General features: G+C 44.9%; 14 protein-coding genes. 11 read left to right on the top strand and 3 right to left on the bottom strand.

Annotated features, from left to right (window positions below):
• Window positions 1-85 precede the first annotated feature (85 nt).
• A complete protein-coding gene (locus FNC98_RS05070) occupies window positions 86-655 on the top strand; it encodes a GNAT family N-acetyltransferase (protein ID WP_313904119.1) in 570 nt (189 codons plus the stop codon).
• Window positions 636-1,214 carry a 3D domain-containing protein gene (locus tag FNC98_RS05065; protein ID WP_185968070.1) on the top strand — a complete coding sequence of 193 codons (579 nt, stop codon included), beginning with the start codon at window positions 636-638 and terminating at the stop codon, window positions 1,212-1,214. Before FNC98_RS05070 ends, FNC98_RS05065 begins: the two co-directional genes overlap by 20 nt.
• Window positions 1,215-1,237: 23 nt before the next feature.
• On the opposite strand, the gene FNC98_RS05060 is transcribed toward FNC98_RS05065, so the two are convergent.
• Window positions 1,238-1,855 carry a LysE family translocator gene (locus FNC98_RS05060; RefSeq protein WP_143580237.1) on the bottom strand — a complete coding sequence of 206 codons (618 nt, stop codon included), beginning with the start codon at window positions 1,853-1,855 and terminating at the stop codon, window positions 1,238-1,240.
• Between the two features lie 57 nt (window positions 1,856-1,912).
• Here FNC98_RS05060 and FNC98_RS17020 point away from each other — a divergent pair, with 57 nt between their 5' ends.
• Window positions 1,913-2,137, top strand: a complete 225-nt coding sequence (locus tag FNC98_RS17020) for an Lrp/AsnC ligand binding domain-containing protein (protein WP_313904118.1) — start codon at window positions 1,913-1,915, stop codon at window positions 2,135-2,137.
• A 22-nt stretch (window positions 2,138-2,159) separates the two neighbouring features.
• Here the strand turns inward: FNC98_RS17020 and FNC98_RS05050 are convergent, their stop codons facing one another.
• Window positions 2,160-5,087 (bottom strand): response regulator, encoded by a 2,928-nt coding sequence (locus FNC98_RS05050; RefSeq protein ID WP_143580236.1) that lies wholly within the window; start codon window positions 5,085-5,087, stop codon window positions 2,160-2,162.
• Window positions 5,088-5,560: 473 nt separating this feature from the next.
• Between FNC98_RS05050 and ettA the strand changes: the two genes are divergently transcribed.
• The 3 genes from ettA (at window position 5,561) to FNC98_RS05035 (ending at window position 10,664) form a co-directional block, all read left to right on the top strand.
• Window positions 5,561-7,237, top strand: coding sequence for an energy-dependent translational throttle protein EttA (ettA, locus tag FNC98_RS05045; RefSeq protein ID WP_143580235.1), 1,677 nt, complete (start codon window positions 5,561-5,563; stop codon window positions 7,235-7,237).
• A 197-nt stretch (window positions 7,238-7,434) separates the two neighbouring features.
• Window positions 7,435-9,867 (top strand): M13-type metalloendopeptidase, encoded by a 2,433-nt coding sequence (locus tag FNC98_RS05040; RefSeq protein ID WP_185968069.1) that lies wholly within the window; start codon window positions 7,435-7,437, stop codon window positions 9,865-9,867.
• Window positions 9,868-10,217: 350 nt separating this feature from the next.
• Window positions 10,218-10,664: a hypothetical protein gene (locus tag FNC98_RS05035; RefSeq protein ID WP_143580233.1), complete on the top strand. Its 447-nt coding sequence runs from the start codon at window positions 10,218-10,220 to the stop codon at window positions 10,662-10,664.
• A gap of 884 nt (window positions 10,665-11,548) precedes the next feature.
• Here FNC98_RS05035 and FNC98_RS05030 read toward each other — a convergent pair.
• Window positions 11,549-11,920, bottom strand: coding sequence for a ribosome recycling factor family protein (locus tag FNC98_RS05030; protein ID WP_185968068.1), 372 nt, complete (start codon window positions 11,918-11,920; stop codon window positions 11,549-11,551).
• Window positions 11,921-12,260: 340 nt separating this feature from the next.
• Between FNC98_RS05030 and FNC98_RS05025 the strand changes: the two genes are divergently transcribed.
• The 5 genes from FNC98_RS05025 (at window position 12,261) to FNC98_RS17015 (ending at window position 20,770) form a co-directional block, all read left to right on the top strand.
• Window positions 12,261-13,166 (top strand): MipA/OmpV family protein, encoded by a 906-nt coding sequence (locus tag FNC98_RS05025; protein WP_143580231.1) that lies wholly within the window; start codon window positions 12,261-12,263, stop codon window positions 13,164-13,166.
• Window positions 13,167-13,179: 13 nt separating this feature from the next.
• Window positions 13,180-13,563, top strand: coding sequence for a DUF3019 domain-containing protein (locus tag FNC98_RS05020; RefSeq protein ID WP_185968067.1), 384 nt, complete (start codon window positions 13,180-13,182; stop codon window positions 13,561-13,563).
• The gene (locus FNC98_RS05015; protein ID WP_143580229.1) at window positions 13,564-14,268 is read left to right on the top strand and encodes a response regulator transcription factor; all 705 of its coding nucleotides are present in this window, start codon (window positions 13,564-13,566) and stop codon (window positions 14,266-14,268) included.
• Between the two features lie 3 nt (window positions 14,269-14,271).
• Window positions 14,272-15,576 carry an ATP-binding protein gene (locus FNC98_RS05010; protein ID WP_143580228.1) on the top strand — a complete coding sequence of 435 codons (1,305 nt, stop codon included), beginning with the start codon at window positions 14,272-14,274 and terminating at the stop codon, window positions 15,574-15,576.
• A 271-nt stretch (window positions 15,577-15,847) separates the two neighbouring features.
• Entirely contained in the window at window positions 15,848-20,770 is a 4,923-nt protein-coding gene (locus FNC98_RS17015; RefSeq protein WP_143580227.1) for a S8 family serine peptidase, read from the top strand.
• Window positions 20,771-20,807: the final 37 nt, after the last annotated feature.

The raw sequence follows: 20,807 nt of genomic DNA, 5'->3' as shown, positions 1-20,807 counted from the left end.
GTTAAATACATAGGAAAATTTCCTATAATATTAAAAGCCTGCGTTATTCTCCGCAGGCTTTTTTGTTAGAGACGAAAAATAAAAAATGATAACAATTACTGATACTGACCGTCTTACGTTCAGACTCATGGACGAAAACGACAAACAACTGCTTTTTGATTTAGACCAAGACCCTGAGGTGATGCGATTCATCAATGGCGGTACCCCGACATCTTGGGAAGATATTGAGCAACGATTTCTGCCAAGATTGCGAGCTTATCGCAATCCAGAAAACGGTTGGGGCCTGTGGCAAATCAACCTCAAAGACAATGATGCGTTTCTTGGCTGGGTCCTTGTCCGCCCAATGGATTTTTTCTCAGAACAACGCAAAGACAATAACCTGGAAATAGGCTGGCGATTAAAGCAGAAATACTGGGGCAAAGGCTATGCCACTGAAGCTGCAAAAGCGATTATGGAAACGCTTGCTGAGTTGCCAAAAGTCGATAAGATTTCTGCCATCGCCGATCCTGATAATCAAGGTTCAATCAACATCATGAAGAAACTGGGCATGCGTTATCTCAAGACCTATACATACCGAGATGGCGGTCGTGAAGAAGACGTGGTTTATTACCAAATCGATGTCAAAGGAATGGAAAATGGGCAAACCGCAATTTAGCCGACTTTTAGCAGGACTTGCAGGGATAATGTCGTTGGCCGCCTGCCAAACAGTTCCGGAGCGAATTTCCGCTCCGAACAACTATCAATGTCAGGATGGCTGGCGAGTCACCGGTTATTACACGCCCATTGAAAATGATTTTGAGGCTCCGTATCAATCTCTCACCTTGAAAACTCAGGAGAACTATCACTTTAAAAGAAATTTTGTCGATGCGGTGCGCATTGAGGGCTGGGGAAAAACCCGTTTTGGCTGGTATTTAGGCTACTTTTCCGGAAACTGGCATAAAAGCCCGGTACCATTAAATTCAACGGGAAAAATGCTTAATCTCGGGGAAGTTGCTGTCGACAATACCCTTATCGCTAAACAAAGTACGGTGATTATTCCACATACCGCCGAGCACATTCAGCGTTCAACATTTGTGGCTACCGATGTCGGTAGCGCTATCAAACAAAAACATGTGGACGTTTATACCGGAGAGGGAGAGCAAGCTAGGCTGAAAACATACGCCATTACCGGTTATCATCAGGTTTGTTTTGCCGACAGAGCCCCATCAGCCTGATTGATTTACTAACTAATCATTAGTTAATTCGTCACTACTGGGTACAAAGATACAATCAACAGTGCGGCCATCGTCCAGTTAAAAAGCTGCAAACGCCGTGGGTTGGTTAACACCCTCTGCAACTCCTGCCCTAGCATCGCCCAGGCACTGACCGAAGGCAAATTGATTACCCCGAAAATAAACGCGACGAATAACACCGCACTAAACTGTTGAGAAGGTGCATAAGCGCTGATCGAGGTTAACGCCATTGCCCAGGCCTTCGGATTAACCCACTGAAACGCTACGGCCTGCCAAAAACTGATTGGTGTTGGTTTACTTTCGCTCGACTCTTCAGTTGCAGAATCTGAGGTCACCGGATCAGAAGAATGGGCAATTTTATAGGCCAGATACAATAGATAGACAACGCTAATCAGTTTCAGGATTTGGTAACTCAGCGGAAACTGATCAAATAGCTGCATCAGGCCAACGCCGACGAGAATGACCATAACCACAAAACCAATCCCTACGCCTAGCATATGCGGAATGGTGCGACGAAAACCAAAGGTTGCACCTGAAGACATTAACATCAGATTGTTAGGGCCTGGTGTTATTGAGGAGACAAAACAAAATAGCGCTAAGGCGGCAAACATTTCAGCGTTCATTGAAAAATCCGTGAAAATTAATTAGCACAAGTATACGTTGTATGATGAAAAATTATCTTGCAAAGTTTGCCTATACCAATTCCACAGAGTGGGAGAACACTTAGTGGATTTGGTATAAAAGAGTGCCATAACATCACTGGCGCATTTGAGTATCTGTTGTGGGTAGAAACCAGTGACTTAGTTGCCTACAAAGTGTTTTATACCCTTGTGTTGGTTAGCTTGCCGCAGGTACACTCAATTACGACCTATGTGGTTATGGAATCGGTTAAGGAAAACCAGTAGTGGCAATGACCGATTGCGATTATCAGGCGGAGGATGTCTCACTCAAATTGGCAACCAGCATTTTTAACTCCAGCAATAACGGACGTTTTTTATCAAAGCGACGGTTTATCAGGCTTAGTTCCAAACGTCTGCTAGCGTCTGCAAGCTCAACAAAGCCAAACATTTGCGCCGCACCACATAGCTTATGACACAAATCACTCATGGCTTGCCAGTCCTGTTGCTCGTCTGCCAGACAAATACTGTTTATATCGGTTTTCGCACTGGCAACAAAACTCGTTGCTAATATTTCTATCTGAGCATCGCCACTATGTTGCTCTCCATGAGTCTCGGCAGTGAATTTCTCTGCCTCATAAGGTAAATGCTTCTTCAAGGTGTCAATGATATTTTCCCGATTCAAAGGCTTTTCAATATATCCCGAAAAACCAACATTGAGATAATGTTCAATTTCATGGGACATAGCGTTGGCGGTAAACGCATAAACAGGTTTGCTAAATCCAGATTTCGACAAACGTGTCAAGGCGCTAAAGCCATCGAGGTTTGGCATTTGAATATCCATAAACACCAGATCAACCTCGTTGTTTTGTAACCATTGGATTGCCTCAAGGCCGTCACAGACTGTTGATACATCAATACCCAGACGTTGCAGATACAAGCGAATCAAGGCGCGGTTATCGGGGTGATCCTCGGCAACCAGAACACGACCATTAAACTGATAAGCGGTTTTGGCGTGGACGCTGGCACTTAAGGTTTTCTCAACGCCATGATTGCCAACAACGGCAACAGGAAGAGAAACTGAGAATACGCTACCGGTCCCGAGGCGACTATCGACATCGATTTTGGCATCCATTAGCTGACACAAGTTAGAAACTAAATATAAGCCCAGGCCACTACCGCCAAAACGACGGGAAATACTGTTGTCCCCCTGCACAAAACAACCGAACACCTGCTCTACCTGCACCGCGTCCATGCCAATACCAGTATCGGTTACTGTGACCTGCAGTTGCCCATCATGCAGCAACACATCGACCGTCACACTTCCCTGCTCGGTAAATTTGATGGCATTGGAACACAGGTTAAACAATATCTGATTGAATCGCATTGCATCGAGATGAATTCGTACATCATCAGAAAAGTTAAAATTCACTTTGAAGTTCAGACCCTTTTGACGCGCCTGTTCAGCAAACATCGCTTCCAGTTCTGTAAACAAATCAACCAGCAGCACAGGTTTAGGGATGAGCTTAATCTGGTTTGCTTCAATTTTACTCAAATCAAGAATATCGTTGACGATTTCTAATAAGAACAGACTATTAGAATATAACTGTTGATAATGTTTAGGTTTTTCCGAACTTTGAACTTCATCATTTAACAGGGCTTCAGCATTACCGATGACAACAGATAGCGGGGTGCGAATTTCATGGGTTACGTTCGCCAAAAACTGGTTTTTAATACGGTTAGCTTCTTCCAGTTCCTTGGTGGTTTGCAACAACTCTTCAGTACGGGTATCCACCATAGTTTCTAGTTCAGCTTTTGCCTCTCTCGACCGCTTCTTTTGCATCAACAGCAGCAAGATAATGGTGATGAAGATAAGTATAAAAACAATAAAATTGCGCGCCTGATTGGCTTTATCAAATTCTAATTGACTGAGCTTATCCTGTGCTTCTAACTGCGTAATACGTTGTTTTAATTGCTGCGTTTCAAATTCAGCAAGTTTTTCATTTAATTCGTTATTTGATGACTCAACGACACTACGCGCAAACTGTTGCTGAATCAATTGCGCCTGCTGATAATTTCCAACGGCGGCATTTACCAATGCCGACAGCTGCAATATTTCTTCGAGTAAGTCGTTATCATCTACTTTCTTCGCTAGCGTATTGGCCTGCTCAAGGTTTGCAAAGGCTTTGTCGTGCTCGCCAGATACATAATTAACCCTAGCCAGTTCATAATAGCTACCGGCAACCGCGCCATAATGTTGATACTGAGTTCCGTATTCAATTCCTAGCAGGGCAAATGGGCGAGCCTTTTCCGGCTCCCCAAATTCATTGTATAAGCCCGCCAGATTTATGCCCTGAGTCGCTATGTCATAACCCTTATCATTAGCTTTGTAGTGCTCGTAGGCGAGAAGCTGGAATTTTTCTGCTAATTCGAAGTTATCTGCACATTTATAAGCGATACCTAAATCGCTGTGGACCAGGGCAAGACCGTCTAAATCCTGAACCGTTTCACGAAACGCCTTTACTTCCAGGAAAGATTCGATAGCCACATCATAGCGATTCAATTCTACATACAGACCACCAATATTGAAGCGGACATCGATTTGATCGGCTTTATCTCCATATTGAAGGTACAAAGGCTCTGCCTGCTCATAGGCATTTAACGCCAATTCATATCTGGCCATCGCCGTATTGGCTAGACCAATATTATTAAGTAAATTAGCCTGTTGTAAGAAATCAGTTTTAGCGACGTAATACGGTATAGCTTCATTGTAATGCTTAATCGCTAATTTATTGTCGCCGCGATAATAGCGAAACACCCCGAGCATCTTGCTTATTTCAGCTTGTTGTTGCACATCGTCTATCGCCTCGGAAACCAACTTTGCCTGGCCAAATGCGGCAATTGCCATATCAAGGTTGTTAAATTGAAACGCGAACATCCCTTTGCCGCGAAGCACCTGGATTTTGTCTACATCATCAAGCAACGTGTCGGCCAATATTTTATCGTACTCAGCAAGAGCCTTGTTACTATCGGTTTCTGTGGATAAGGTTTGCAGACGTGACGCTAAGCTATCCTCGGACAGAACGCCAGAGGATTGCGATGCTGGTGCTTCAGTTGCGTATGTAAAAGAAGGCGTTGCCGCACTGCAAGTGCACAATATTATCAGCGCCTGAGACACAGATTTCGTTAATCTGCTTGTAGGAGAATCCGGTTGAGATACGATGGCTAATCTTTCCATAACTTTCGCGAGCAATCCTTTATTTATATTTCATACCAATCACATTAAATTATTGCTCACTCAGTGAGAATTTAAAGGCTTTTAGACAAGGCTTTGATTGCAGAGAATGGTTATTCCATTGTCAAAATCAATAACGCAGGATAAACGCCTTTAAAACTCACCCGTAGGGAGTTAGTGAGAGGCCCATTTACGGCCCTATATTTCATTAATATAGAATGACTATATCAATAAAATCTATGTTGTCACTGAACCTCGACCCTAACTCTGAGTTGTGCACAAACTTAGTGTGATTGGTATTACTTCCCTGTGGTTATTTTTATATCATTTAAACGATGCTATGGAAATAAAAAATCACCTTCCAGACCTAATTGCGAAAGAAAGATGACAACTTAGCGCCTCGGGTATTAATAATTGAAATCTTGAGATAAAATATCTGTTTAGAAATCCAGTCCTTAAAGAAAAAGGTTTTATCCATGGCTTTGCCCGATAAATTTATTTACTCCATGCACCGCGTGTCAAAAGTGGTGCCTCCAAAACGTACCATTCTTAAAGATATTTCCCTTTCATTTTTCCCTGGCGCCAAAATCGGTGTTCTCGGTTTAAATGGTGCAGGTAAATCAACATTGCTGCGCATCATGGCCGGCGTTGATACTGAGTTTGAAGGTGAAGCAAAAGCCTTAGCCGGTACCAAAATCGGTTATTTACCGCAGGAGCCAGAGCTTGATGAAGAAGCAACGGTTCGCGAAATTGTCGAGCAAGCAGTAAGTGAAGTTAAAAACGCCCTGACCCGCCTTGACCAGGTTTACATGGAATATGCTGAGGAAGGCGCTGATTTTGACGCTTTGGCGAAAGAACAAGGTGAGCTGGAAGCCATTATTGATTCTCAGGATGGCCACAACATTGATAATGTGTTGGAGCGTGCTGCCGATGCATTGCGTCTTCCTGAGTGGGATCAGAAAGTAAAAGTATTATCTGGTGGTGAGCGTCGTCGTGTCGCCTTATGTCGTTTGCTTTTAGAAAAACCAGACATGCTATTGCTCGACGAACCAACTAACCACCTGGATGCAGAATCGGTCGCCTGGTTAGAGCGCTTCCTACACGATTACAATGGCACTGTTGTCGCCATTACCCACGATCGTTATTTCCTGGATAATGTTGCAGGTTGGATCCTAGAACTTGACCGTGGCCATGGTATTCCATGGGAAGGTAACTACTCATCCTGGCTTGAGCAAAAAGATGCACGCCTTGAACAGGAAAAACGTACTGAAAATGCCCTGCAGAAAACCATCAAGCAAGAGCTTGAATGGGTGCGTTCAAATCCGAAAGCTCGTCAGGCGAAAAGCAAAGCCCGTATGGCGCGCTTTGAAGAATTGTCGAGTCATGAAAATCAAAAGCGTAACGAAACTAATGAGCTTTACATTCCACCTGGCCCGCGTCTAGGTGACAAAGTGCTTGAAGTTGAGAACCTTACCAAGTCATTTAACGACCGCGTATTAATTGATGATTTGAGTTTCTCCATTCCCAAAGGTGCCATCGTTGGGATTATCGGACCAAATGGTGCCGGTAAATCTACCCTGTTTAAAATGCTGAGCGGTACTGAAACCCCGGATTCCGGTAGTGTTACCGTTGGCGAAACGGTCAAACTGGCCAGCGTCGATCAGTTCCGAGACGATATGGATGATAAAAACACCGTATTCCAGGAAATCTCTGAGGGTAATGACATTATCTCTATCGGTGGTTATGAAACTCCGAGCCGTGCTTATGTAAGTCGTTTTAACTTTAAAGGAAATGACCAACAAAAATTTATTGGTGATTTATCCGGTGGTGAGCGTAACCGTGTGCATCTGGCCAAGCTAGTGAAAACCGGTGGTAACTTATTACTGCTCGATGAGCCAACCAATGACCTCGATGTTGAGACCTTGCGTGCTCTTGAAGAGGCGCTGTTGGAATTCCCCGGTTGTGCCATGGTAATTTCCCATGACCGTTGGTTCTTAGACCGAATTGCAACCCATATTATCGATTATCGTGATGAAGGTCAGGTTAATTTCTTTGAAGGTAACTTTACCGAATACGAAGAATGGCTGAAGAAAACCCTTGGGCCACAGGCAGTTGAACCGCACCGTATCAAATACAAGCGCATTACGGCATAGGAATTACCGCACACAACAGCCGACAAACGGGGCATCATTTGCCCCGTTTTCATATCCTTTATTTGACCTGAACAATCACATATCCGATCTCATCCTCTTCAATTCTATTTTTCCAATTCTTGTCTATAGTTAATTCATTACGTAATAACAATGGTTAGCAGTCGGGAAGACTGCAACATAATGAAATGGAAACCTGCATGGTCAAGTATCTGACATCGACCTTTATTTTCTTAACATTAGTGTCCTGCTCCAGCGGCCCCCGGCAAACTGCACCCGTTGCGTATAACTCCGGTATCGCTCTGGAGAACATGTTAATTGAACAAAGCCCAGGTGAAGATTTCCATCGTTACGTAAATGGCCACTGGCAAGACTACGGCATAGTACCGGAAAACCAACATCAATATGATGTCTATGATGAGATCGACCAGCGTGCTCACGAGGCGGTTTTACAAATCATCAAACGCGCCGCCAGAACCCGTTATGGAAACGGCACCGACGAACAGAAAGTTGGCGATTTGTATCAATCATTTCTGGATTTCGAACGTCGGGATAACCTCGGCGTAACCCCTATTCAACCGATATTTGATCGGATCAACAGCATTGAAAGTCGTGCCGATTTTGCTAAATATCTAGCTTATGCCACAAAATACAATTACAACCCACCCTTTGATTTAAGATTCGAAGTCGACTTAGAAGATACCTCGAAATACATGGTAACCACCTGGCAGGCAGGGCTTGGGTTACCAAACAAAGAACACTACCTCAGTACTGAGCAAAAATATCGCGATCTGCGCAGCGCTTATCGCGAGCACATAATGCGCATGTTTGAGCTTGCCGGAATAGCCGATGCGGAACTGGCAGCAAGAAAAGTCGTTTCCCTTGAAACCGAGCTTGCCGGGCATCAGGAAGATAAAGCCGATGATCGCAATATCGACCTGTTATACAACAAGTTTCTTTACCATAACCTGCCGCAAATCATGCCTTATTTCGACTGGAAAGAGTACATGGCGGATGCCGGTATCTTTAATACTGACGGCCTGGTAGTGCCGCAGATAAATTATCTGCGCGGTCTTAACGAAATGCTGGTAACAACTGAGTTAGAGGACTGGAAACTGTATTTCACCTGGCATGCCCTTCATGCCAATGCCACCTATCTGACCCGCAATATCGAGCGCCAGCATTTTGCCTTTTATGGCAAACAGCTCAGACAACAAAAAGGCATGAAACGCGCCGAGTGGCGAGCTGTAGATGCAGTCAATGATGTTCTTGGTGATATTGTCGGCAAGAACTATGTCGCTGAACAAATGACCCGACAAAAACAACAACGTGTTAGTCAAATGTCAACGAACCAAATTCGCGCCCTGACAAATCAGTTAGAAGATATCGAATGGCTTTATGAAAGTACTCAGGAAAACGCTCTCGAAAAATTAGAAGGTTTAAAAGTGCTAGTAGGTGGTCCAACGACCTGGCGTGACTACTCGAATCTCGAGATTAAATTTGGCGACTATTTCGGTAACCGGCAACGTGCAGCTTTGTTTGATTATCAACTACGAAGAATGCGATTGACTCAGGCAGTGAGCGCCAACCAATGGCCCATCCTGCCACAATCGACTCGCATTACTTACCAGCCTGAGGGAAACAAAATTTTTATTCCGGCAGGAAGCATTCAGCCACCATTATTTGATAGCAACGCCGAAGATGCCATTAACTATGGTGCATTTGGAACTGTCCTTGCCGATACGCTTATCGCCAGTATCGATCGTGAAGGCAGAAACTTTAACCGTAAAGGTGTCTATGCCCCATGGTGGCACGGCAGAGATAAGCGCGAATATCGCATTCTTACCGCCAGACTTGGCGACCAATACGACCTGCTTGCCATCAATGAGGAAGATGATGCTGCTATCCATGCCTGGGTATTGCAGGAAAGACAGCGCCAGCAGCTAATCGCCGAACAAAACGCCATTGCTGCCAGCGAAGATAATACTTTAATTGAAGAGGTCCCACAGGCAGAGCCTGCCCCACCAGAAACCGAAACCGCACCTCAGGAACCAGAGAACGAATCCGATGGCAATATCGAAACCATGCCTGCCGTAGCTCCGGAGAATTTACCTGCCAATGATGAGTTACCAGCCAGTAAATCGACAGAAGAAATCAGTACCGATGTTGCTTCCATTCAACCCGATGGTGGAGAAACCGACCAGCAAGCAACCGAGCTTGAAGATCAGAACATTGAGACGGTAGAAGACTCATCCATTGAAGTGCCACAGAGCATGGCTATGCCAGCATTACCTATGGTTAACGGTCGCAAAACCGTGTACAAAGCCATTCGCGATGTTAACGCCCTTCAAGTATCCCTTGACGCTTACCAGTTTTCTTCGGGCAGCAAATCGGCAGCAACAGCCGATGGTTTTACCGGCATACAGCGTTTCTTCATAGGTTATGGTCAACGCTGGCGAGTCCTGTACACGGAAGAAAGACTTCAGGAATTACAACAACAGGATAATTATCTGCCGGTTCGCCATCGCGTTAACGGCGCGGTTCGTAATATCGATGAGTTTTATCAGGCGTTCGATGTAAACGAAAACGATAGAATATACTTGCCAGAGGAGTTACGGGTTAAAGTCTGGTAACCGCCCTCATCGTTAAAAATCCCAAGTTTTTATTGAACGTACTACCTTGTCAAGGGTGTGGTTACCTAACATCAATGAACAGGTTAATTCCTATAAAAACTCGTAAAATGGTTCATTAATTGCACCTTTAAATTTAACAACTTAAATAAATGTTAATCGGCGAATAATGGCAATTTAGATGCGCCAGCAGGATCGATAAAGAAGGTTACATTAACGCCCCATCACATTGAAAAAATTAAGTTTTAATCCGAAAAATCGTCATAAAACACTTTTTACCGTCTCCATGGCGCATCGCACAACCAACATAGTTGGACTATTCTTCACAGAGAGTTGTTAATAAGGAGTTGTCTATGAGACTCAATTTTTTATTCCTGATACCAGTCGCCGTCGTACTGCTCTCACTCAGTGGCTGTAGCAGTAATTCTGATGAAATCGAAGCTCTGGAAAATCGCGTCCAACAGCTTGAGCAAGCTCAGGAAATCAATAACACCCTCGCCCGCGATACCCACACAAAATTGATCGCCACCATGACCGCCGGTCTTGAGGGCCAACAACCCAGTATTTTCCTAACGCCAGAAGCTCGCTTTTTTCTTGCGCCAGAATTCTGGCAAAACAATGTCAGTGATGAATATAGCCAGTGCGTGTATTCCTGTGCGAAAAATGCTTATGCAGGCTATGAAGCCTGTGGACTTAATGATCAAGCCGAGCAAAAAGGCTGTAGTCAGCGGGTTCAGGATGCAGCCAAGGTTTGTCAGCTGACGTGTATCAATCGTTTTCGCCCAGTGACAACGCCCTAGTTGACTCATTATCTAGCATTGATGAGGTAGGTCTTGGAGTTCGCACTTGATCGCAACGTTCAAGATCTATTCTCTTTATTAGTTAATTGCTTTGAGCGATTTTTAAATTAATAAAAGCACCACCACTGCCCACGGCATTAATGGTCCATACGCCAGTGATTTGGTTTTGAATGACTCGACCTTTGAGTTTGTGGACTCCCTCGCCTTCGACATCAACAGAATACCAATCACACTAAGTTTGTGCACAACTCAGAGTTAGGGCCGAGGTTCAGTTACAACATAGATTTTATTGATATAGTCATTCTATATTAATGAAATATAGGGCAGTAAATGGGCCTCTCACTAGCTCCCTCCGGGTGAGTTTTAAAGGCGTTTGAACTGCATTCCTGATTTTGGCTAATTTTGAGAGCGGAATAACCATTCTCTGCAATCAAAGCCTTGTCTAAAAGCCTTTATATTCTCACTGAGTGAGCAATAATTTAATGTGATTGGTATAGCCATCACAAAAATGGTTGGCCGTCAGCTCGAGGTTTTCAACACAGAGAAGGGTTATGGATTTTTCCCCGTCGGGGGCGCGACGTTTTTGCCAGTCGCAATGGATTATTTCAAAATTAAACATGGAGCCACTTTGTACGAATTCGACTGCCAAGTCCAGTAATTTCAATAAGCGGTGAAGTAAGGTTGCGAGTACGCCAATAAAAGGCATTGGCTTCGAGTACACAAAATCAAGATTTTGTTCCTGGTACGGGCAAACGACGCCCTCCGAGTTGCCTTTAATCTGACGCGATAATGTTTATCGCGTACCCGAGATGAATCTTCGATTCATGTACCCGGAGTATCGCTTGAAGCTGTGAAGCGGGGGCACCCATATGTTTTATCTCTGATTAGTCGTCCTGCCACTCATAAATATCAATGGCAGAACGGGCTTCGGCGATGGTACAGTTGGCAAGCACAACAAGCTCTTTAACACTGATCCCCGGGTTTCTGGAAACCAGGTTAACTAATTCTTTTTCGGTAAGCTGACCACGGCTTTCTTTGATTTTTTTCAGCACCCACTGCCAGCTTACTTCTTCGGTTTGCTCTAGAGAATGGATAAGCGTGGTTAACTGATCGCGATTTGCCGATAGCCGCCAATTGCGTGAACGGCCAATACGACTGAGCTCAGCGCCACTGTCACGAATGATGGCTTTGATTTCATACGCCCGCATTACGCGTCGTAAAAATGAAGGAAGCAATATGTGAATTAACTGCGCCATGTCTATTGAATACATTGCAAAAAATTAGCAAACAGAACCGCAGTATATCAGCAGAAAAAGCACATTAACATGATTAGCACACTGCATTTCTAGCACGTTTCACTCCTAGCACACTTCGTTCCTAGCACATTACATTCCTAGCACGCTAGCGCTGCTAATAGCTAAACGCTAGGCGCAATCTTTGATTGCATGCTAGGAACGATTTCCAATCGTGTGCTAGGAACTAAACCCCTGATTTCGTGTGCCAGAATGATACAAAATGATACACAAGAACCATTGACTCAAACCGGAACTGACCATAAAGATACGGGGAGTAGAAGTAAGTTGTTACGAATAATAAATGTGGTCAATAAGTGGCGACAGAATAAAAACAATACTGCGCAACACCTGTGTCTGTGCCCTGATTATTCTGTCTATATCTAAAACGCAAGCCAATCAGAGCTATGAGGATATTTACCAGGCGCAGTCGGGTTGGCATTTGGGTATGGCTGCTGGCTACGGAAAGGTTGATAACCCAGTGTACCAGGGGCGAGACATACCCTTAGTCCTGATACCAAAACTTGAGTTCTACTGGGGTGATTTTGCGATCAATAACAGTCAGTTGATTTATACTCCCTGGCAAAATCACTCCACCACCTTTTCCTTTTTAACCCGGATCAATGAAGATGGCCTCTATTTTATTGATGATTTGTTAGCGGCTTCTGCGGGTGCCGCATTTCTTCAGCGCCCTTTCATGAGTGACGGAGACCCAAACCAGCAAAAAGGTATCACTCCCCCCCTCCTTAGGCGCGGCGATATGGAACGAATCGATGACAGAAAGATATCCGTGCTCGCTGGAATGGAAGTCAATCATGACTGGCAGGACTGGCGTGTCAGTGCCGCCTGGTATCAGGAGATTAGTAATTATCATCATGGTGATGAAGCGTTTCTGAGTATTGCCAAAGCCTGGCATGGACAATCACACTTATGGTTAACCAGCCTGGAGTTGCAATATCAGAGCGAAGATTTACTTCAGTACTACTACGGTACCAGGTTAACCGACTGGATCGCTGGTTTTAGCCGATTTCAGCCTGATTCTGCGCTCAACACCAGTATTAAGATCAGCTACCGTTTCAACATTAATCCGCAATGGGACTTTATCGCCGAAGCTCGAGCCCAGCACCTTGATTCGAGTCTGAATGATAGCCCCTTGCTGGAGCAGCAACATTTATATTCTTTCTTTGCGGGATTTGCCTGGAGCTATTAGGATGGGGGGATTTGTGAAGCAAAGTACAACTTACCTGATAGCCATGTTGATTCTGAGCTCACAATCAGTTTACGGTCAGCAGACGCGACAGTTTTTTGAGATATCGCCAAACCGTTGTCTTAGTGAAGATAATCAATGCCGCCTGACCACAAACCTATCCTGGCACTTTATCGACCACGTTCAGGTTTGCCTCAAAGTTTATGAACGTCAGGTAAAAATCTTTTGCGATTTGCCAGCCAGTATGGAGAAATTCTCGCTAACGCTATTAAGTCATGAGGACGTCCGTATTGACATTACCGACCGAGAGCAAAGCAAATTGTTAGCAAGTCAGCGCATTGAATTTCTGCACGTAAACGAGCGAAAACCCAGACGTCGTATAGCCTGGAGTATCTTTTAAATGAACCAGCATTCCATACTGTATATCGAAGATGATTGTAAGCTGGCCAATCTTGTCAGCCGTTACCTGCAAAGCCAGGGATTTATAGTCACCCATCATGACCAAGGATATCCTGCGGTGTTTGCCGCCCAAACACAAAGCTTTGACATGGTATTGCTCGATATTGGCCTTGCCGATATGGATGGCTTTGAAGTGTTTCATGAACTCAAACAAGTCAGCACTGCGCCAATAATTTTTATGACCGCAAGACAGAGTCAAATTGACCATATCGCGGGATTAGATCTGGGTGCTGAAGATTACCTGACGAAACCGGTAAGCCCTTCGATCCTGTTAGCAAGAATCAACCGCTGTTTACGCCGCAAACACACGATTCCCTCAATACAGAGTCGCTACCCGGCGATGAAATTTGGCTCCCTGCACATTAACAAATCGCAAATGCAGGCATTTATAGATGGTCAATCTTTACAACTTACCAACGCGGAATTCTCCATTTTAGTACAACTTGCCAGTAAACCCGGTGAAATGGTTAGTCGAGAGCAATTATTCGATAAAACCACAAGTCGCCAATATGATGGCATGAATCGCACCATCGATGGCAGGGTCAGTCGTCTTCGAAAAAAACTGGGAGATGATGTCAACGGTCCGGAAAAAATAAAAACCGTTTGGGGTAAAGGTTACATTTTTATGCCAAATGCCTGGCAATAGCCTATGTTCCGCCTTTACCTTTCACTTTATCTGACTTGCGCTTTATGTCTGGGGACCAGTGCCTGGTTCCTGGAGACCTATTACAGTCAGACCGGACGGCTCAGCGACCTGGAAAAACAGCTAATTGAAAGCTACCTCACCAATGGTGAACAGTTTGCTAAAATCAATGCCGATAACCTATTGAATAAAGTGCCGTTAGACAACCTACACTTGTCACAGGAGCTTTATCAGCAACTGCAGACAGGGCAAATATTGACAGTCGAGAATAGTCAGCAGCAATGGTATTTTTATCAGTTAAATGACAATGCAACTGAGGTCATAATATTTGGCCCATTTAAGGGTGCCGGTGAAGATAATGCCTCATTAATTAAGTTTGTCTTTTACCTGAGCATCGCCGTCGCGGTTTTTCTCGGTAGCTGGCCCCTGTTTCGCGATTTAAATCGCCTACAACATGCAACCTACAACATAAGTCGTGGAGTATTAGGAAACAATATCCAATTCTCACGATTTTCAATGATCAAAGATATTGGTGATACCTTCAATCATATGAGTCAACAACTCAGTCGTCGGGTAACGACGCAAAGGGAACTAATTAACGCCGTCTCGCACGATTTTCTGACGCCAATCTCGAGGGCTAAATTTGCGCTTGAGGTGCATGACGACGAACATTGTCAAAGTCTGAAAAATGTTGACTTAATGCAGGATCTGGTAGAACTGGAAATACTGGTCGAAGAGTTTCTCACTTATGCTGAGTTTCAACAATGCAAACCGCAGTTTGTATACCGGCCACATACCAGCGGTGACCTGATTATGCCATGCATCAGCAAATTTTCTGTCTATCACGATCTGGACATTAACCTGATCGATAAGCAGCCAACTATCTTTGTCGATCAGCGAAGTTTTCAACGGATCCTGCAAAACCTGCTTGGCAATGCGGTTCGATTCGCCCGCAAATGTATTATCGTGTCGATTCAACAAACATCGACATACTGGGAGTTGACAGTAAGTGATGATGGACCTGGCATCGCCGAAAATAAAAAGGCCGATCTACTAAAGGCTTTTAACCAGGAAGAAAAAGGTAATGAAGAAATATATCAAGGGGTTGGTTTAGGACTGGCTATCGTCAAGCAGTTATGTATCTGGCAACAAGGTCAGTTACGGGTCGATACCTGCCCCGACCTGAACGGCGCTCGATTTACCGTACGTATTCCACTACCAGACTGCGTAAAGGATGAATACCAGCGACTACAATCTACATCCGTACTATTTTCGGATAATGATTCGCCGCTAGCTCCCGACGCAAGGTAGTGATACTGCTGACCCGTTTTAAGGCCAATCATTAACGCTCAATTACCAATTTTCAACGCTCGACCAACCAAGACTCATCGCCTTAATTCATGCCACTGAATAATCCCCCTTAATTTGTACCAATTTGTATCAAACTGTACTTTAGTTTGCCAATTCATTGATTGAGTTCGCTAACCACAGGAATCTAACAAAGTTAAAAACCGCAGGATTTATGCATTCAATATGACGGCGAAAACCTGTAAATCATTAATTTAAAAGTTAAAGGACTTTTATGTTTAACTTAAAGAAAGTTTCTGTGCTTATCGCCTCTGCGTTGTATGCGTCCGGGGCCGCAGCAAGTGCAGAAGGTGCGCCTCAACAAGCCTGGATGCAAGCTCCGGCAGACTATGTGGCGCCTCAACCCCTTGACCGCAGTGCCTATTCGGGTATTGCCAACCAACAAGTAAAAAAACAACACAAGGTGTTTGTCCCGGAAGAAGGCATCAGCGGCATACAAACTTATATTGTGCAGCTGAGTGATGAACCGGTTGCAACCTATTCTGGTACTATTGACGGTATTTCTGCGACCCGTGATTACGTCCTCAGCGCTCGAGCTAATAAAGGGCAAAAGCTAAACCTGCAGCAAGTAGAGGTTGCCACATACCAGAATTACCTGGCAGGCAAACGTCAACAAGCAGTGACTGCCGCTCGCTCTTTGCAAGGCGTTGATATCAGAATTTTGCGGGAGTTTTCGGTTACCCTAAATGCGTTTACAACCGAATTAACCCAACAAGAAGCGATGCGTCTTGCTAAGGTACCTGGTATTAAGCATATCACTCGCTCAAAAGTGTATCAGCTGCAAACCAGTGGTACCGTCGGACAAACCGGTGCCGATCAAATTTGGCAAAATCCGGTTCACGGTGACAACATGGGGGAAGGCATGGTAGTTGGTATCATAGATACCGGTATCAATACCGATCACCCATCATTTGCTGCGGTTGGCGGTGACGGCTATGTACACACCAATCCATTAGGGAATAGTATCTACCTTGGTGATTGCGTAGATTCTCCCGAGCTTTGTAACGACAAATTAATCGGTGTCTATTCATATCCAGAAATTACCGACACATTCAGTGATCCTGGCTATAGCGAAACACGTCCGGCTAATGGTGAAGATTATCATAGCCATGGCTCGCATGTAGCAGGAACCGCAGCAGGTAATATCCTGTATGATATTCCATATAAGATGACTGAAAACAAGGCCCAAAGTACCGGTCTGGAAACGAATTTGGTATTTCCACAGGTATCGGGAATGGCGCCCCATGCGAATATCATTTCCTATCAGGTATGTTTCCCAGGAGGACGCGGTGATCTGCACGCAGGCTGTCCACAAACGACCTTGCTAGCGGCCATCGAACAAGCGGCTATCGATAATGTCGATGTTATTAACATGTCGATTGGTGGTATGGAAAATGACCCTTGGATCGATCCGGTTGAACAGGCATTTTTTAATACCGCGCAATCGGGTGTATTTATCGCAACGGCTGCCGGTAACAGTGGCGACCACTTATCAACGGCAGACCACTCATCGCCATGGGTTACCACCGTAGGTGCACATTCGCCAGCAACAAAAGTGGTATTTACTGATAAAACCCTGGAAAACTTCAGTGGTGGTGACAACGAAGCACCTATGCCAATTGATGGCGTATCAGTTACGTTTGAAGAAATTAACGGATTATTGGTCACTGCAACAGATTACCCGAACCCGAATGAAACTTACTCGTGGAATCAGGCAAACTGTGATAAACCTTATCCCGCTGGAACATTTGACTTAGCCGACGATCCGGCAACTGTCGATATTGATGAAAGTCAGCAGAATGTAATCGTCGTTTGTAAGCGCAGCTATTCACCTCTTTATAACAAGGCGCTAAATGTCGCTGAAGGTGGTGCTGAAGGTATCGTCATCTACAATTCCTCGAGCTTCCAGGATCGATACCCTATCCCAGCAGTGCCGCATCCATTGCCAGCAATCCACATAAAAAACAGCGATGGTAAGAATCTGCTTAACTGGATGGCAACTGGCACTACTCATATGGCAACGATCACCGGCACGCAAGCGGTCGAAGAAGACGTTGAAGATGAGTTAATGGCGTACTTCTCCAGCCGAGGCCCTTCTTACTGGGGGTTAGATACTCTCGTTGTCGATGTTGCGGCACCAGGGGTTGATGTCTATGCTCCGGGTTCAGACGACCAACCGTTCTCGAATAATCCATTTACGTCAGACTGGATGAACATGTCAGGTACGTCGATGGCCAGCCCACATGTGGCCGGTGCGGCAACCCTGTTGCGTCAATCTCACCCGGAATGGTCGGCCCTGGAAGTACAGTCGGCGTTAATGTTGACAGCGACTAATGGGCTGAAGAACTCCAGGTTCCTGGACAATTACAATCCTTCAGGTTGGGACTCAGCATTACAGGACATGGGTGCCGGACGTATTAACGTACAACTAGCAGATAAAACCGGCTTAATCATGGATGAATCCATGGAAGCCATGCAGGCTGCTAATCCGAATCTGGGTGGACATGAAAAGCGCCTGAATACGGCATATATGGTTGATACCGATTGTGTTGATGAGTGTTCATTTGTGCGTACTTTTAAAGCCACCAAAGATGGCAGCTATCAGGTATCTACAGAAACCTGGCTGGGAGAGTTCGATATTAGTGTTGAGCCTATGTCATTTTCCATCAAAAAAGGCGAAACCCAGTCGATTCTGGTTACTACCAAACAACGTCATTCAGCAGGTGCGGTCAGCTACAACGACCTGACGGGTAATCAGGGCCAGGTTATTCTGACACCTGAAGATCCTGACTCGCCGGTGCTAGAACTGCCAGTATGGACCTATGATGGTGACTCGGGATTACCGGATCATATTATGATCAATGCCCACCGCACATCCGCTACAACCAATATTGGTCCATTTAACACCCGTGAAATAACCGATTTTACTGCTCGCAGTTATGGTTTGGTTAAAGGTGAAGAGCGCAGCGTCCACCTGTATTATGATGATACCAGTTCAGATCCGTATAACCTGACACTAAACTCTGCAGAAGCGACAGAGCCGACCAACATTAACCATGTTGAACTTACTGAAGTTACCGAAGGCACTAAAATGCTGGTTTCCCGCATCGTTGGGGAAAACACTTCAAACGCATTAATGTTCATGGGTCAGGACCTGAATAACGACGGTCTTGCGAGTCACGATGAATTACTGTGTATGTCGACAAGCTATAACTTTGCTAACTTCTGTTCCATCATAGATCCAAATCCAGGAACATACTGGACGTTAATTATGAATACCGATCGTCCGGGCTGGAACCAGGAAGACATGGGCAAACAAATATCCTTTGTCAGCGCTGTCATTAATAGCGATCAAAGTAATTTATCGATCAATGCCGATCAACAAATTGCCGGATACGCAGAATACAATATTCAACTAGGCTATCAATTACCTGAGATGGAAATTGGTGATGTCTATTTTGGTGGATTTGATATAGGTTCAAACCCTAGTGATCCGGGTAATATTGGCTTTGTGCCAGTAACCATTACCCAGGTTGATCAGGACGTTACCTTTACGGCAAGTCAACATACGGCAAAACCTGGCGATTTAGTTGATTTTAATATCAGCGTGATTGCCAACACTGAGCAGGATGCCCGCGACTTTACATTGGCCGCTTCATTACCTGAAAGCCTGCAAATCGTTCCTGATAGTCTTGATGCTTCTAATGCTACGCCTGTAGAGCCTGCACTTGAAAATAACACGCTTTCTCTGGCTGGCGTACAAATGAGTACAAGAGACGTTGAGCGTAATTATAAGGTGACCACTAACTTAACCGATGAGATGTGTTCACTTGCTGCAGCAAAATCGCCGTACCCTGGTTATCTTGATTTAAGACCGCTAGGCTGGCGTACGCTTGAAGGTGTACAAGGCAGATACTATAACGAGCCAGAATATGCCCTGAAAGATCTGATGAACTGGGACGAAGATATCTCTTTCCCATTCTTCAACAAGTATCACTTCACCTCAATTAAGCTTAACCCTGCTGGTCTGGTTACGTTTGGTTCACAAGGTAGAACAACACCGTTTCATGTAGAGTTCCCACGAGCAGCGAGTTATCCGCCACCGCCGCCATATATGATCGCACCTTTCTGGGTAGGTGATAACACCATCCCTGAGCGATTCGATTCCCAATATGGCCAACACCACCTTAATGCCGGTATCACACCTACCTACACCTGGCAACGTGACTGGCTGGTATTGGAATGGGATAACGTAGAACGATCTTATGCGCCTGGACAATTAATTGATTTTGAGATGTTTATGCGAATGAACATCAATTATGAACCGGGTGAATATGAAATGTTGTTTGCTTATGACAATGTGCAGTTGGCTGATGGTCAAGGCTCTATCGGTTTTAAAGCCTCAGACGGCATGCGTCTGATTGATGGTGATATTCCGATGGCGATTAACATTGGTAACTCTGTTGGTTATAACAACATGGACGAAGTTGTCAGCGATGAACTGGTCGTTTGTATGGATTACACAGGTCCGGAAGAATCACAGTTTAATGTCTCCTTCCAGGCCTATGTATCGGAAGCGGCGGCTGGTCAGACTCACACCATCACTCTGGAAAATGGTCTGGTTGGCTCTGAAAATGAGCAGCTGAATCTGCAGCTTGCCGTAACCGGTAATATCCAGCTGGCTGAAATCGCAGACATCAACATCATCGAAGGCGAGCAGGCAAGCTTTAAAGTCTTGTACGCTGATGAGAATGCGGTAAGTAATGTGATTGAAGTTATCGCTGATAATGTTACAAGCGAGATTTCCGGCAATGATTCCGGTAGCCTAGTAACTCTGACGCCAGATTTTGGCTATCACGGCAGCACTCAAGTGACGGTTAAAGTCTCCGACAGTGTTAACTCTGGTGACATGGCTATGACTGCGTTCACCTTGAATGTTGAGTCTGATGGTATTGAGTATGGTTGTACCGATACTGCGGCAACCAACTTTGATGATAACGCCAATACCGATGACGGTAGCTGTGAATATCCGCCGCAGCCGCCAGGACAGGAAAAGAAAAAATCCGGTGGTAGTAACTCTATCCTGGCGCTTCTTGCCTTGATGGTTATGGCTGGAATGCGCAGACGCATTCGTTAATTAAACCTTAAATCCAAAATCGTTATAAAAAAGCCCG

The organism is Thalassotalea sp. PS06 (assembly GCF_007197775.1).
GTDB lineage: Bacteria > Pseudomonadota > Gammaproteobacteria > Enterobacterales > Alteromonadaceae > Thalassotalea_A.
This window is presented reverse-complemented; position numbering and strand designations above follow the sequence as displayed.